The sequence below is a fragment of the Paenibacillus nanchangensis genome (assembly GCF_046543445.1).
In the GTDB taxonomy this organism is placed as follows: Bacteria; Bacillota; Bacilli; order Paenibacillales; family Paenibacillaceae; genus Paenibacillus_AQ; species Paenibacillus_AQ nanchangensis.
In genome coordinates, this window is record NZ_JBHOFD010000023.1 from 29,807 (window position 1) to 44,979 (window position 15,173).

Below are 15,173 nucleotides of genomic sequence, written 5' to 3' on the forward strand. Positions count from 1 at the left end.
TATATTAGTATTCATTCTAAAAATTACACAGAAAAAGTGATTTTGATTCCTGATAGCTGTATGCTATTAATATCGGACATTTCCTAAACATAGAAAAACAGAATTGGAGTGCCTCTCAAAAAATGGACAGAACGATTAACGAAATGTTATTCGAGGCAGACATTGCTTCGATACAAGCGGCGATGGAATCAGGCATGTTAACGGCAGTGGATTGCGTTCGCTGGTATCTGGAGCGAATTGAACGATTTAACCCTATACTGAAAGCGGTGCTGGAAGTGAATCCGGACGCACTTGCTGTCGCAGAGTCGTTAGACGAAGAACGACAGCAAGGCGAATCACGTGGACCGCTTCACGGCATCCCAATCGTGCTCAAGGACAATATCGATACAGGTGACCGTATGCACACTAGTGCAGGGTCGGTGGCGCTGGCGAACCATTTCGCACCGAGGGATTCTTCCGTAGCCGCGCAATTAAGGGCTGCAGGAGCGGTATTTTTGGGCAAGGCGAATATGACGGAATGGGCGAATTTCATGTCGCCTACGATGTGGGCAGGGTATAGCTCCAGAGGAGGGTTGACACTCAATCCTTATGGACCTGGTGAATTGTTCGTAGGCGGCTCTAGCTCGGGCTCTGGTGTAGCAGTTGCCGCGAATTTGTGTACCGCTGCCATCGGGACAGAAACATCCGGTTCAATCATCAGTCCGTCCTCGCAGAATTACCTCGTCGGCTTGAAGCCCACAATCGGACTTGTCAGTCGTTCGGGGATCATCCCGATTACTCAAAGTCAAGATTCAGCCGGCCCAATGACTCGGACAGTCAGGGATGCTGCGATCTTACTCGGCGCCATGACAGCGGCAGACCCGCAAGATGCAGCCATGTTATCTAATGAGCGGATAGCGCACAAGGACTATACACAGTTTTTGAATCCTGATGGTTTGCGTGATGCAAGAATCGGTATACCACGTCAATATTATCGAGGACTGGATCAAGCCCGGTTAGCGATTATCGAACGGGCGATCGCCTTGTGCAAGGAATGCGGAGCCACTATCGTCGACCCGATATCGTTACCTTGCGAGAGTGCTAAGTGGGACTGGGACGTGATGCGCTTCGAGTTTAAGAAAGGGCTCAACGATTATCTCGCCAGAGCAGGTTCGGGTGCTTCGGTTAGAACGTTAGATGAACTCATAGCCTATAACGAAACGAATCGCGACTCCGCGCTTAAATATGGCCAAGATACACTAATTTGGTCTAACGAAACGAGTGGCATGTTAACCGAAACGGAGTATATTGAGAGTTTACGCCTGAACCGGGAGATAGCCCGAGGCCAGGGGATCGACTACGCGATCCGCGAGTATCGATTGGACGCGCTGCTGTTTCTTGGCAACGAGGAGGGGCTCGATTTGTCCGCACGTGCGGGGTATCCTGCAATTACAGTACCGGGAGGATATGCGGACACAGGAATCATCGCAGAAGGGGGCTATACGACCAAGGGTCCGCAAGGGGTAACCTTTATCGGAACCGCATATAGCGAACCTACGTTATTCAGACTTGCCTATGCTTACGAGCAAGCAAGCAATAGCCGCTTTGCGCCGCCCGATCCGGTCATTCACATGGGAAGGTAGTTGGCATTTTAATCCACATAGCCTTAGGAATTGCGAACGTTTAATAAGGCATGCGATTGAAATGGGTTGGGAATTTAAGCAAGAAAAGAACTCATTGAAAATCGAACAAGGTGATTTACTCATTAATAAGCTTGGACTAACTGTATGATCTCTCAATTCTTTTTAAACTAAAGGAAAACGTTAGATCAATATTTCAGTAAGATTAAAACCTCTCCTCAGAAGCAAACTAGATTTGATAGCTTCTAAAGGGAGGTTTTTTTGAACCTAAGTGAGTTATGGAGTGAAAGTGTACCCGCACAAAGACAGCCGGCTAGATCGGTTGCCTTTGTTCATTGAAGTAACGGGCAGGGCAATTAAATCGGTTCTCGAATATTCTCTTGGTTGGATAAATCTATAGAGTTGTTAATACAACGTTAACTGAAGGATACGTAAATCTTATAGGTGAGGGTGATTCGTTTGAAACGAGGATTAATTGTGCTGTTGAACGGAACTTCAAGTTCCGGAAAAACTAGTATTTCTACTGAACTGGTAAATCAGAAAGAGATTCTTTTTCATCATCTGTCAATAGATGATTTTTTTCATAATTTCAATGAATTTATTGATAAAAAATTTCCGAATATTGAACCTACAAGAAAAGTAGATGATCATGTTGTCGCACAAATTATTTTTGATCCCATAGTCTCAATGTTCTATTCGACAGTTAAATTGTTTTCAGAAATGGGTTTGAATGTAATCGTAGATACCGTAATCGAGAATGACAAGTGGTTTAATGAGTGTCTTGATGTATTTTCCGGTCAGCCTACGTTATTTATAGGTGTAATATGCTCGAAAGAAGAACTCATAAGAAGAGAGCAAATTAGAGGAGATCGACAGATCGGACTAGCAAGTTCCCAGTTCGACAAAGTATATTGCTTTAATGAATATGACATTGAAGTAAATACTGAAGAGTCGAATCCAACAGAATGTGCCGAAAAAATATTAAGTTTTATCAAGTCCGATCAGGATTACTCGGCATTTAAAAAATTAAGTAAAAGAGAGATTGGTATTTCATAGGAGGTGTTAGCAATCCGAATCCATATCATCGGCGGCTCAGGAAGCGGTAAATCTTACATAGCGGCTTTATTAAGTGATAAACTTCATATCCCGCATTACGATCTAGACGATATTTTCTGGGATAATCACTCGAAAGAGTATGGTGTAAAGGCACCAGAGGATGAGCGTGACCGCCGGCTCAGTGAAATCATCGGAAATGATTCGTGGATCACAGAAGGCGTTTACAGGTCGTGGGTAACGCCAAGTTTTGCTGCTGCAGATAAGATTGTCGTACTGATGACACCATTGTCCGTTCAAGAGGAACGGATCTGGAAGCGATATGAAGAACGTGTTGTAGAAATCATCCCAACTAAGAAGCAAGAGACGCTCGAAGGTATCCACAACTTATTGGCATGGAATAAAGACTACATTCTGACGAAGCTGCCTAACTTGATCAGCCATTGGGAATATAAGGACAAAATGATCCTCGTTCACGATAATTTGGATGTGCTTGAACTCCAATGGAGATGACTTGTTTTTTCTTATTAGCTAACGGAAGAGCTCAATAAAACGACGGGAGCCTGATCCTGATCTTTACCCTGAACTTATACCGACTAGACGATTGTAAAAAAAGCAATCAAGCAGCCTTAGTCCGGTACTCTGCTGGACCGAGGCTTTTTCCGTTTGTTTTGAAACACGATGGAGGGTATAGAAATTGATGTGGCGTTGAACCTCGACGGGGACTGTGCAGACCACTTTTTTCGGGCTGTAAAACCAAACAAAAAAAGCGCCCGAAGGCGCTTAGGCTTTGACTTGTGATTTGGCTGGCTTGTGTGATTAAGGAATATACTGCTGGACAATCTTGACCACTTGACCGTCCTCGATGGTGAGGTGATACGGGAAGTCGCCCAGATTCAGCACCGAAGTGTTGTGATACAGTTCACCGAACTTCTGCAGCGAAATCTCTTCGTTCCACTGAATATCGAGATCTTCCGGGTTGCCGGTGTGATCGTAAATCTGCAACACGACCTTGCAGTCGTCCGCGATCGGGTATTGGGCAAGCTGTTCAAAATCGTTAACGATATAATATCCGTCCGGTGCTCCGCCGAGCTCTGCGGCTGCGTCAGGCTCCTGGCGGGCAAACTCGGCATCCGCCGCGGCTCCTTCGTACCATTCCAGCTCGTCTGCGGTCAGCGTCGCCGCTCCCGTTTCCGTTCGAAGGCCGTCGATATATACTGTCAGCTGCTGGCTTCTCGCACCGGCTTGCGCCGTCGTGCCGGCCGTGCTTGCGGTTGCGATCAGGGACAAGAACAAAAGGACAAGAAACGATACCCCATAGGCCGACTTCTTGATTCTCATGTTTATCCGTTCCCCCTTGCAAATTTATGTAATACATAAGGCTATATACCCATTATGTTCAGATCTAAACGGCCTTATATCTATTAGACGAACGAAAAGGAAAAAAGGTTACATCTTTCAGAAAAATAAATAAAAAAGCGCTCCGGAGTGGCGCCAAGACCGCATTGTCTCGGGCTCTCGAATCATTTCATTCCTCGGCTGCGAACCGCACCTTCCCGCTCCAATTTCATAACCAACCGATTCGCCAGCCGATGAACCGATTTGCCAGAACCCCCGGCGCTCAAGGATTTGCTCATCCTCTGGCTGATCGCATGATTGTGCGTAAGCTTTCCCGACCGTATGCTGGCAACAGGCGCCCTTCACATCATCAGGGGAAAAGGAGGCTGGACATTCATGGCAGAGCTGTCGGAGCGAACCGACCTGGTTCCCGGCGTTGCCGTCAAACGGGTGAACAACCGTTATTTGGATAACATGAAAAAGCATTGGATGCTGTACGTCATGATCTTCCCGGGCATTTTGTTCTATATTGTGTTCAAATACATTCCGCTCGGGGGAAGCGTCATCGCTTTTCAGAACTATCAGATTTTCAAAGGCATACTGGACAGTCCCTGGGTGGGACTCGACAACTTCAAATTTATTTTTACGTACCAGGATTTCTACAATGTGCTGCGCAATACCGCCCTGATCGCCCTGTACAAACTGGTGATGGGGTTTCCGGCTCCGATTTTGCTGGCGCTCCTGTTTAATGAAGTACGGCAGATGCTGGCAAAACGGTTCCTCCAAAGCCTGTTTTATCTTCCGCATTTCCTGTCCTGGGTTGTCGTCGGCGGCATCGTGTTTGAGGTACTGGCATCCGGCGGGATCATCAACTCCATCCGGGGGTGGTTCGGCTACGAGCCGGTGCTCTACATGCAGCAGGAAGCGTATTTCCGGCCGATCATCGTCCTTTCTTCCATCTGGAAAGAGGTGGGCTGGGGAACGATCATTTACCTGGCGGCGATCAGCAGTATTGACCAAAGCCAATATGAAGCCGCTGTGATGGACGGCGCGGGCAAACTGAAGCAGGCGATTTACATTACGCTGCCGGCGCTGTTCCCGACCATTCTCATCTTGTTCCTGCTTAATATCGGCAATTTCCTGGAGCTGGGCTTTGATCAGGTGTACAATCTGCTTACGCCTATGACGTATTCGGTCGGCGATATTATTGAAACGTATGTATACCGGTCCGGCGTGCTTCAAGGGCAGTACAGCGTGACGACGGCGATCGGCGTCTTCCAGTCTGTAATCGGTTTCATTTTACTCTGGATTTTTAACCGGCTTGCCAAAAAAACGGGAGAGGGGCTGTGGTAATGAAACGCACCCTTGGCGAAACCTCGTTCCAGGTTCTGAATTATGTCTTGCTCTCCGCCGCGGCTTTGACCATGATCCTGCCGCTACTGCAGCTGCTGGCCGTTTCGTTCAGCTCGCCGATTGCGGCTGATTCCAAGGAAGTGTTTCTGCTGCCCGTCGAATTCACCACCGCCTCCTGGGCGCACATTTTGGAAAACGCGGGGTTGTGGAGGTCATTTGGTGTAACCGTGTTCATAACGGTCGTCGGGACACTAGTTAGCATGCTGTTTTCGGTGCTCACGGCGTTTCCGCTGTCGCGTCAGGAATTCCTGATCCGCCGTCCCGTCATGCTGTTCATTGTGATCACCATGATCTTTAATGCGCCGATGATCCCGTTTTTCCTGACGGTCCGGGAGCTTGGCATGATGAATTCCATCTGGGCGCTCATTATTCCGGGCGTGATCGGAACGTTTAATATGGTCATTCTGCGCACCTTTTTTTCGGGCCTGCCAAAAGAGCTGGACGACAGCGCACGGATTGACGGCTGCCACGACTTCCGCATTTTGTTCCGCATCTATCTGCCGCTGTCGAAGCCGGTGCTCGCTACAGTCAGCCTGTTTTACGCGGTGGGGTACTGGAATACATTTCAGCGGGCGGTGCTCTTTCTGCGGGATCAGGATTTGTGGCCCTTGCAGATGAAGCTGCGGGCATATCTGCAGAGTCCCGAAGAGCTGGCGCAGATTAACCTGGCGCTGACCGATCCGGGATTTAATACAACGACTCTGAAGGCGGCGACGATTATTTTTGCAAGCGTCCCCATTATCCTCGTGTACCCGTATCTCCAAAAGTACTTTGTAAAAGGGGCCCTGCTCGGCTCCCTCAAAGAATAGAAAGCCAAACCTGAGGAGGTTGCTTATGAGAACGCGTATCCACAAAATGCTTATCCTGACTGGAGCGCTGGCGCTTGCGCTTGCAGGCTGCGGCGGAGGAAACGGCAATACCAACGGAGGAGCCGAGGCAAGCGGCGGCAGCGGGGCGGCTGGCGGCGAGACGGGGGCTGCCACGGTCAAAGTCTTCAAAAGCCATATGGGGTTGGGCACGATGCCTGCCGCCGACGATCCGCATGTGAAGTACATCGAGGAGCGGACTGGCGTCCGCTACGAGCTGGAAACCACACCGCCCGGCTCCGAGCCTTCGGAGTATCTGAATTTGATGATCGCTTCTGCCGAGCTGCCGGATATTCTCCGTCCGATCGGCGGTGTGGAACAAACGCTGATCCAGCAGGGCGGCGCGCTGCCGCTTGATGATCTGCTGCCCGAATATGCGCCAAACGTCTGGAAAAGCATCCCGCAGGAAGCCTGGGACATCGTGCGATCCGCTTCGCCGGACGGCAAAATTTACTACATCCCCAAAGTGTTCCTCGTTCCCGAACGCGCGCCGATGATCCGCCAGGACTGGGTGGAGAAGGTCGGCAAGGAAATGCCCAAGACGGTCGACGAATACGTAGAGCTGCTGAAAGCATTCCGGGACCAGGACCCGAACGGCAACGGTACGGCCGACGAGCTGCCGACCAGCGGCCGGGAATTTGGACGTTGGATGGATCACCTGTTTGCAATCTACGGGGTCGCGATGTGGGAAGGGTACCCCGAGTGGGATATTTATGACGGAGAAATCCAGTATGCGGGCGTAACGGACAACATGCGGGAAGCGATTGTTTTTATCCGCAAGCTGTATGAGGAAAAGCTGCTCGACAACGAAACGTTCCTGAATAAAGGAGAAGTGTGGCAGGCCAAAATCAACAACAACCAGGTAGGCAGCTGGTACCATCTGCCGGCGAGCGTGCGCGACCGTTACAATGCCATTTTGACCAAAGCGCCGGATGCTTATATTGCCGCCATGCCGCTGCCGAAGGCCGAAGGTTTTGAACCGTTTGTCACCCAAAAGAGCATGGGCGAACCTGAATGGGTTATCCCGTCCGTCAACGAAAAAAATGCGCCAAATGCGCTGAAGCTGCTTGACTTCTTTTACAACCCGGAGAATGAGGAGTTTGTCCGTTTTGGTCTGGAAGGGCATCAGCATGAAGTGAAAGACGGAAGAAAAGTGATTTTGCCGCCGGCTGATAATAAACCGATTGCGCTGGGGATGAAAAACCTGACCACCGAAGAAGACATGGAGAAACGGATCGAAGAGACGTATCCCGAAGATCAGCAGCAGATGGTAAAAGACATGTTCATGGTGAGCAAAGCGGACGCGCGGCAGATTGCCGGCGACGGACTCCCGGCCTCCGTTTACGAAGGTTACCCGGACATCCAGTCCCACAAGCTGTTCCAGGAGACGTTGACCAAAATCGTAATCGGCGAGCTGCCGATTGAAGCGTTCGACGAGTATGTGGCCAAATGGAAGGCGTCCGGCGGCGACGAAGTAACGAAACGGGTGCAGGAATGGTACGCCAAGGTGAAATCGTGAAGCGCCGGTACGCGCTCTGCGGGGTAAGCGGCCGGGCACTCGGCCAGTTCGCGAAGCCGATTCATGAACTGTTTTCGGAGCGGGCGGAGATTGTTGCTCTGCTTGATCCCGACCCCGCGCGTTTTGAGCAGTATCGCACACGTTTTCCGGACAGCGGCGGCGTGGCGGTCTACGGCACGGAGGACTTCGACCGGATGGCCGAGGAGACGAAACCCGACTGCATTATTGCGGCGGGCCGGGATGATACGCATGCCCGGTATATTGTGGCGGCGCTGCAAAAGGATCTCGACGTTATAGCCGAGAAGCCCATGACCACAACCGGAGCGGACGCCCGGGTGGTGCTGGACGCGGAGGCAGCCAGCCGGGGCAGAGTGTACGTCACGTTTAACTACCGCTATATGCCGGTGCATATGCGGATCAAAGAGCTCATCCGGGAAGGCCGGATCGGCCGGATCACCTCTATTGATTTGAACTGGTATCTGGATACGCATCATGGGGCGAGTTATTTTAAACGTTGGAACCGCGAGCGGGCCTGCTCCGGCGGATTATCCGTCCATAAATGCAGTCATCATTTCGATCTAGTTCAATGGTGGACCGGACAGAAGCCGGTGGAAGTGTTTGCCTACGGCGCGCTGAACTATTACGGGGCGGATGGCGAGTGGAATCCCGCGAAGGAGGACGGCCGGCACTGCCGCACCTGCCATGTGGCCGAACGCTGCGCTTATGAATCGCGCTGGAATTCCCGCAGCCGCCGGCTGCGGATTGCCGACGACCATTTGCGGTCGCTGGAAGGTGGCGGCACGGATTTTCCTTATACGGACTATCGTCCGGACCGGTGTATTTTTGACTCATCCATCGCCATCGAGGACACCTATACAGCAACTGTAAAATACAGCGGCGGCGCCATGATGAGTTATTCGGTGAATTTTTCGCTGCCCTATGAGGGGTACCGCCTGGCAATCAACGGCACGCACGGCCGGCTGGAAACGACGGAGTACCATATCCCGGCGCGCGTCCCGTTTCCGGTGCCGGTGCAGACTATTGACTATTTTCCGCTGTTCGGGTCCAAGGAGACGATTCATGTCGTGCACCGCGAAGGCGGACACGGCGGCGGGGATCCGCTGCTGCTGGAGGATTTGTTCCTGGGTGAAGCGGAGCGCGGATACCGTGTACTGTCCGGTGCGAAAGACGGGGCCTACGCCGTCGCGGCGGGCGAAGCCGTGTGGCGTTCGGCGGAGGAGGGCCGGCCGGTAGCCATCGAAGAGGTGCTGGGTGCGGGAGGAAGCCGCACCGGGAAAGCGGAAGGCTTGGAAGCGGCATTCGCCAAAGGAGGAAAAGGATGATTACGGACCCGTGATGCGGAGCAAAGCAGCCGAGGCTATGGTCACGGCCGGCGGGCGGAACGCTCCGGGGCCATCGGCGGACAACTAAGCCCCAAGACCGGGCATACCGGAGCGTATGGCGGACAAATAAGGCGCGGGGCCGGGTCGTCAGGTATGGGCGGGGGCAGTATAATGGGGAATATACTGCAGTAAAGGTGGGATTGTAATGGCCGGACCCCTCCGGAAATGGTTGAAATACAATGTGACCCATGCACAGACCCGACTTTTGCTCATCCTGACCCTGGCCGTGTTTGTCCTGATCGTATCGGTAGGGCTGGCGAATTACTATACGTCCAAATCGGTGCTTCAGCAGGAGCTTAGCGAACCGCAGCACCAGATGCTCCGGATCAGCATGAAGTCGGTCGACGAATACATCCGGGAAAGCAACCAGATTGCGATCAAAATCGCCTTGAACCGGGGCACCTACCGTTTCCTGACCGACAAGGAGCAGGCCTCCTACGCCAATATTACCGAACTGGTGCGGTTTATGGAGGCGACGATCAGCAGTGCCGGCTATATTAAAAGCGCTTACATTTATGATGCGGAACGGGACAGCTTTGTGGCGTTCCCGCAGGGCTACAGCTCCAGCCGGGCGAACTTTGCCGACTCGGACTGGACGGAGGTGGAGAACCAGTTTGGGGGACGGACGATGCTCGTGCAGCAGCGCCGCATCCCGGCGGGTGGAGAAAACGCAGCCGAGCAGATTACATTGTTCCGCAAAATCATGATTTCAGGCCAATACAAAGGCATCGTTGCGCTGAATTTTAAAACAAGCGAGCTGTTCAGCGAGCTTTTGCCGCCTTCCGTGTCTCACCTGGACAGCCGGCGTTTTATTTTGGGCGACAACAACCGCCTGCTGCAAACGCTGGGCGGAGGCGGCATCGATGCCGCTGCGGCCGACAAAGCGCTCGCCAGTCTGGGCGATGAGCGGCTGGATGAATTTGAACATGACGGACGGCGGCTGCTCGCGTCCCAAATCATCTCGCCCGTCACCGGATGGCGTTATTTATCCGTCGTGTCCCAGGACAGTCTCCTGGCCAACGCCCAAAAAATCCGGAACGCCGTCATTCTCGTCTCCGTCGCTGCGCTTGCGGCAGGTCTGGCCGCCATTGTCGCCGTGAACCGCACGGCGTTTAAACCGGTGCGCCGGCTCAGGCAGCTGTTCAGCCAATACGATACCGGCCAGCTTGGCTCCGGCGTGCTCGATTTGGAGAAAATCACCGGACAGCTGCTGACCGATCATGCGCGGCTGACCGGACATCTGCGGCAGACGATGCCCGAGGCGGCTTCCAAGTTCCTGTCGGATATTTATACCGGGAACCTGAGCGGCAGCCGTGAAATCGGGGAAAAGTGGGCCCGTTACTTCCGCGGCTGGGAGGAAACACCGCTTGCGGTCGCGATGCTGTCCGTCGATGATTTCGGCTCGTGGTGCGCCCGCTTCTCCAAGGCGGACCATTCGCTGATGAAATACGCCATCGCGAACATGGTCGACGAGCTGATGTCGGAGCGCTTCCGGGTGCTGACCGCCGATCTTGGCGGCGACCGCATGCTGGCGCTGTTCCAGCCGCTGCGCGGCGGAACGGAAATCCTGCAGCCAGCGCTTACCGAGACGATCGGCCGCATAGCGGATCTGCTGAAATTCGGCTTGACGGCAGGACTCAGCGGCAGCCACTCCGGCGCCATGCGGCTGAAACAGGCCATGCTGGAGGCCGAAGACGCCTTGGCATACAGATTGTATGCGGGTTACGGGCAGGCCATTGCTTATGAAGCCGCCGCCGGCCAGGAGGCTGCCGGAAGCGCCCGGGAAGAGGACCGGCTGCTGCTCCGGCTCAAAGAAGCGGTGGAAACAGGCAGCGTTGAGGAAGCGGAAAAAGCGGTAGACCGGCTGATCGCCCAGGTGCAGGAAGAAGCCTGGCATCCGCAGGCGGCAGCGGATCTCCTTGAGGCTGCCGCCGGACGGCTGGAGCGGATTCGCGCCGGGCGGGGGCAGGAGGCCTGCCTCCGTCCCGAGGAGCTGGCGGGTATCCGGACGCTTCATTTGGAAGCGGCGGCGGTTCTGCTGCGGAAGCAGGCGGCAGCGCTGGCGGAAAGCCTCGGCAGCCGGCTGCACAGCAAGGATTATCTGCTCTGCCGCCAGATGGTCGCCTTTATGGAGCGGCATCTGGAGGATGCGGTTGGCGTCCAGGAGATCGCCGAGCATACAGGCATCAGCGTCAGCCTGGCGAGCCAGCTGTTTAAGCAGGAGATGAACGAGACGATACATGGTTATTTTACAAGACTGCGGATGGAGCGGGCTTGCGAGCTGCTGGTGAACACGGATTACAAAATTTCCGAAATCGCTTCTAAAGTAGGTTACCAGCATGAAAACAGCTTCATCCGCGTGTACCGCAAATATAAGGACGTTACGCCGGGGAAATACCGGGAGCTTATGCGCAGTCAGGGACAATCCGCCATGGAGTCCTAATTGGACGGGGCCAAACTTCGGAGAACTGGACTAAGAAACAGGATCGCTAGTGAAAGCTTCCGGAAGCCGTGCTCCGCTCCCATCCCCGTGACGTCCGGAGGGGATGCCAAATTGATGAACAGACAACAAATCGTGAAACGGAATGATCCTGTCCTGACGGAGATCCAGCCGCTGTCGCCGCTTGCGGTGGGCAATGGGGAGTTTGCGTTCAGCGCGGATTTTACGGGGCTGCAAAGCTATCCGGAATGCTATGAGGTCCCGCTTGGCACCCAGTCCAACTGGGGTTGGCATTATACCGGAGGAGCCGGCCGCTATACGGAAAAAGATATCGTGTTTCAGGAATTCGAAACCTATGGCCGCAAGGTCCGTTACCCGATGAAGCCGGAAGACAAGGAGGAAGCTTATCACTGGCTGCGCCAAAATCCGCACCGGCTCCAGCTTGGCAGGCTGGCTGTTCGCCTGCTGTCGGAAGACGGAAGAGAGGCCCTGCTTGATGAGGTACGGCCGGTCCGTCAGGAGCTGAACCTGTGGACCGGCGTGCTGCATAGCGTTTTTGCTTATGAAGAGGAGGAGATCCGGGTCGAGACCGCCTGCCACCCCCGGCTGGACTGCCTGGGCGTCCGGGTGGCATCCCGGCTGCTCGCGGCCGGAAGACTCCAGCTGTATCTGCGTTTCCCGGCACCGGATATGACGCACCGCAGCTGGGCCAAATCCGTTTTTCCCGAATGGGAGCGGGACGACAGACATCTGACCGAACTTCAGGAGAACGGAGAGCGCAAGGCGGTGTTTAAGCGGACGATGGACGGACAATCCTACGCTGTCCGGTGGGCCTGGGACGGGGGAAGATTGGAGCGGTCCGGACCGCATACGTTTACACTCAAGCCCCATGTTGATAACGGGTTGGACGTCTGGTCCTGCACGGTGGGTTTTGCCCCGGATGAATCTCACGCCGCGATGAAGGCCGTTCATTGGACGGAAATAAACCGCGAAAGCGCCGCTTATTGGGAGCGGTTCTGGACCGAAGGCGCCGCAATCGACTTTAGTGAATGCACCGATCCGCGCGCGGCCGAGCTGGAGCGGCGGGTGGTGTTGTCCCAATTCCTGTGCGCGGTTCACAGCGGCGGTTCGCTGCCGCCTCAGGAGACAGGTCTGCTGTATAACAGCTGGTTCGGCAAGCTGCATTTGGAGATGCACTGGTGGCATGCCGCCCATTTTCCGCTATGGGGGCGCAAAGAACTTCTTCTAAGAAGCATGGACTGGTATGTGGAGCTGCTGCCCAAAGCAAAAGCGCTTGCCAATTCCCAGGGCTATAAAGGAGCCAGATGGCCCAAAATGGTCGGATTTGACGGCGAACAGACGCCTTCACCCGTGGCGCCAGGCCTCATCTGGCAGCAGCCGCACCCGACGGCGCTGGCGGAGCTGTGTTATCTGGCCGACCCGGACCCGGCGCTGCTGGAACGTTATAAGGAGATTGTTTTTGAAGCGGCCGACTTTATGGTGTCCTATGCGCATTGGGAGGAGAACCGGCAGGCATACGTGCTGGGCCCTCCACTGATTCCGGCTCAGGAAAACCATGCGATGCAGGACAGCATCAATCCGCCTTATGAACTCGAATATTGGAAAACCGGACTGGAAACCGCTGTGAGATGGGCGGAGCGGCTGGGTATCACGCCCGATCCGGCCTGGGCGCATACGGCGGCGCATATGGCAAGTCCGGCGGTGCAGGACGGTGTGTATTTGGCGCATGAACGCTGTCCGGATACGTTTACCGGAAAAAACCACGACCATCCATCTATGCTCGGCGCGCTTGGACTGCTCTCCGGTTCACTGGTTGATCCGGAGACGATGCGAGCCACGCTGCTGAAGGTTAAGGAATGCTGGGACTGGGAGTCGGCGTGGGGCTGGGATTTTCCCATGTGCGCGATGACGGCTGCGAGGCTGGGCGAGCGGGAGCTTGCGGTGGACTTTTTGCTGATGGAGGCGACCAAAAACACCTATCTGCCAAGCGGCCATAATTATCAGCGGCCTGGATTGTGGGCTTATCTGCCGGGCAACGGCGGTCTGCTGACCACCATCGCCATGATGGCTGCAGGCTGGGGAAAAGAAGCGCTGGAAGATGCAGGAGAGCAGCACTTCCAAACACATAACCCGGGTTTTCCGCAGGACGGGAACTGGAACGTTCGCTGGGAAGGGCTAAAGCCGCTGCCGTAAAGCTGGCGCCGCCCCTTAAAACTGGACGCATTGTGGATGCGGGTCCTTGATATAAACAGAAAGGTAAGGAAAGGAGCTAGTGACACTATGAAAAAAGGAACGGTTTTTCCGCCGGAAAGCAGGACGTACACGGACCGGATCACCGGTCTTCCTGTCAGGCAGCTGACCGATTACAAGGCGCACAGCCGCCATCTTTATTTTACGGAAAACGGCTGGTATGACGGGGGAGCCCGCTTGCTGTTTCTGTCGGACCGGGACAACGCAACCAATCTGTTTTCGCTGCATCTGGAGAGCGGGGAAATGACACAGCTGACCGCCTATCCGGATGCGGACGAACTCAGCGCCTGTCTTCACCCGAAAGGGACGCATGCTTTGCTCCGTACCTCGGGTTCGGTGATCGTACTCAATCTGCAGACCCTGGAAGAGCGTCTGCTGTACAGCTGTCCGCCGGGATACCGCATGGGCAACCTCAGTTGCACCTGCGACGGTTTATCCGTCCTCACCTGTATTCAGGAGGACCTGTCGGACCGGTTGGATCTGGACCTCGGCAACGGGTACGTCGGCCACCGGGAGCTGATGGAAGCCGCGCCGTCCAGCGCGATCATCCGGCTTGACCTGGAGTCGGGTTCGGTAGACGAAGTATACCGGGACCGGTGTTTCATCACCCACATCAATGCTTCGCCCACCCGGGAGTGGCTGCTGACTTTTTGCCATGAAGGGCCGTGGCATCTCGTTGACCACCGGATTTGGGGGCTGGATTTGCGCAGCGGCAAGAGCTGGAAAATCCGCGAACGTATAGCTCCCGGTGAAAAAGTGGGCCATGAGTGCTTTATGCCGGACGGCGAACGGATCGGGTATCACGGCTTTCGCCCCGACGGAACGAATTTTTACGGGAGCGTACGTTACGACAATACGGACAAAGAAGAAATTGAATTTGGTTTTGACACCTGGCACGCGCACGGTGACGGCAGCGGACAGTTCGTTGTGGACGGCAAAGGTGCGGTGAAGACGCTTTGTCTCTGGCGGCGCGGCAGCGACGGGCAATACGATGGACCGCGTGTGCTGTGCGAGCTGCGGTGCAGCTTTCATTCGCAGCTGGTGCATGCGCATCCCCGGTTTACGGAGGATGGAGGCCGGATTTTGTTCACGAGCGACCGGACGGGATACGCTAATCTGTACCTCATTGACCTGCCGGAGACGCTGGAGGAGCTCCCGTTGTTGTAGGCCGCGCAGAGACAGGGCGGATGATGGCTGGACGGATCAGGTATCGGGTAACCGGTTAGTTCAATAGATGAACAAATGAACAAA

The 15,173-nt window shown here is 54.4% G+C and carries 11 protein-coding genes; 10 read left to right on the forward strand and 1 reads right to left on the reverse strand.

Annotation, left to right across the window (positions count from 1 at the left end; all coding sequences use genetic code 11):
- The first annotated feature begins 122 nt into the window (after positions 1-122).
- The 3 genes from ACE6ED_RS18475 (at position 123) to ACE6ED_RS18485 (ending at position 3,185) form a co-directional block, all read left to right on the forward strand.
- Positions 123-1,622, forward strand: a complete 1,500-nt coding sequence (locus ACE6ED_RS18475) for an amidase family protein (RefSeq protein WP_410828695.1) — start codon at positions 123-125, stop codon at positions 1,620-1,622.
- A 456-nt stretch (positions 1,623-2,078) separates the two neighbouring features.
- Positions 2,079-2,675 (forward strand): chloramphenicol phosphotransferase CPT family protein, encoded by a 597-nt coding sequence (locus ACE6ED_RS18480; protein WP_410828696.1) that lies wholly within the window; start codon positions 2,079-2,081, stop codon positions 2,673-2,675.
- Positions 2,676-2,678: 3 nt separating this feature from the next.
- Positions 2,679-3,185 (forward strand): P-loop NTPase family protein, encoded by a 507-nt coding sequence (locus tag ACE6ED_RS18485; protein ID WP_410828697.1) that lies wholly within the window; start codon positions 2,679-2,681, stop codon positions 3,183-3,185.
- A gap of 306 nt (positions 3,186-3,491) precedes the next feature.
- On the opposite strand, the gene ACE6ED_RS18490 is transcribed toward ACE6ED_RS18485, so the two are convergent.
- Positions 3,492-4,013, reverse strand: a complete 522-nt coding sequence (locus tag ACE6ED_RS18490) for a hypothetical protein (RefSeq protein WP_410828698.1) — start codon at positions 4,011-4,013, stop codon at positions 3,492-3,494.
- Positions 4,014-4,406: 393 nt separating this feature from the next.
- Here ACE6ED_RS18490 and ACE6ED_RS18495 point away from each other — a divergent pair, with 393 nt between their 5' ends.
- The 7 genes from ACE6ED_RS18495 (at position 4,407) to ACE6ED_RS18525 (ending at position 15,089) form a co-directional block, all read left to right on the forward strand.
- The gene (locus ACE6ED_RS18495; protein ID WP_410828699.1) at positions 4,407-5,363 is read left to right on the forward strand and encodes an ABC transporter permease; all 957 of its coding nucleotides are present in this window, start codon (positions 4,407-4,409) and stop codon (positions 5,361-5,363) included.
- Positions 5,363-6,232: a carbohydrate ABC transporter permease gene (locus tag ACE6ED_RS18500; RefSeq protein WP_410828700.1), complete on the forward strand. Its 870-nt coding sequence runs from the start codon at positions 5,363-5,365 to the stop codon at positions 6,230-6,232. Before ACE6ED_RS18495 ends, ACE6ED_RS18500 begins: the two co-directional genes overlap by 1 nt.
- Positions 6,233-6,257: 25 nt before the next feature.
- The gene (locus tag ACE6ED_RS18505) at positions 6,258-7,808 is read left to right on the forward strand and encodes an extracellular solute-binding protein (protein ID WP_410828701.1); all 1,551 of its coding nucleotides are present in this window, start codon (positions 6,258-6,260) and stop codon (positions 7,806-7,808) included.
- Positions 7,784-9,151 carry a Gfo/Idh/MocA family protein gene (locus ACE6ED_RS18510; protein WP_410828702.1) on the forward strand — a complete coding sequence of 456 codons (1,368 nt, stop codon included), beginning with the start codon at positions 7,784-7,786 and terminating at the stop codon, positions 9,149-9,151. Before ACE6ED_RS18505 ends, ACE6ED_RS18510 begins: the two co-directional genes overlap by 25 nt.
- Before the next feature lie 205 nt (positions 9,152-9,356).
- Complete coding sequence (locus ACE6ED_RS18515; RefSeq protein WP_410828703.1) at positions 9,357-11,654, forward strand: AraC family transcriptional regulator; 2,298 nt, start codon at positions 9,357-9,359, stop codon at positions 11,652-11,654.
- 114 nt (positions 11,655-11,768) lie between these two features.
- Positions 11,769-13,865 (forward strand): glycoside hydrolase family 65, encoded by a 2,097-nt coding sequence (locus ACE6ED_RS18520; protein ID WP_410828704.1) that lies wholly within the window; start codon positions 11,769-11,771, stop codon positions 13,863-13,865.
- A gap of 87 nt (positions 13,866-13,952) precedes the next feature.
- On the forward strand, positions 13,953-15,089 hold the full coding sequence (locus tag ACE6ED_RS18525) for an oligogalacturonate lyase family protein (RefSeq protein WP_410828705.1): 1,137 nt from the start codon (positions 13,953-13,955) through the stop codon (positions 15,087-15,089).
- Positions 15,090-15,173: the final 84 nt, after the last annotated feature.

What these genes read in the sequence shown, in the direction of transcription:
- ACE6ED_RS18475 (WP_410828695.1), top strand. Translation starts at nt 123, where the DNA reads ATGGACAGAACGATTAACGAAATGTTATTCGAGGCAGACATTGCTTCG.
- ACE6ED_RS18490 (WP_410828698.1), bottom strand. Translation starts at nt 4,013, where the DNA reads ATGAGAATCAAGAAGTCGGCCTATGGGGTATCGTTTCTTGTCCTTTTG.
- ACE6ED_RS18495 (WP_410828699.1), top strand. Translation starts at nt 4,407, where the DNA reads ATGGCAGAGCTGTCGGAGCGAACCGACCTGGTTCCCGGCGTTGCCGTC.
- ACE6ED_RS18500 (WP_410828700.1), top strand. Translation starts at nt 5,363, where the DNA reads ATGAAACGCACCCTTGGCGAAACCTCGTTCCAGGTTCTGAATTATGTC.
- ACE6ED_RS18505 (WP_410828701.1), top strand. Translation starts at nt 6,258, where the DNA reads ATGAGAACGCGTATCCACAAAATGCTTATCCTGACTGGAGCGCTGGCG.
- ACE6ED_RS18510 (WP_410828702.1), top strand. Translation starts at nt 7,784, where the DNA reads ATGGTACGCCAAGGTGAAATCGTGAAGCGCCGGTACGCGCTCTGCGGG.
- ACE6ED_RS18515 (WP_410828703.1), top strand. Translation starts at nt 9,357, where the DNA reads ATGGCCGGACCCCTCCGGAAATGGTTGAAATACAATGTGACCCATGCA.
- ACE6ED_RS18520 (WP_410828704.1), top strand. Translation starts at nt 11,769, where the DNA reads ATGAACAGACAACAAATCGTGAAACGGAATGATCCTGTCCTGACGGAG.
- ACE6ED_RS18525 (WP_410828705.1), top strand. Translation starts at nt 13,953, where the DNA reads ATGAAAAAAGGAACGGTTTTTCCGCCGGAAAGCAGGACGTACACGGAC.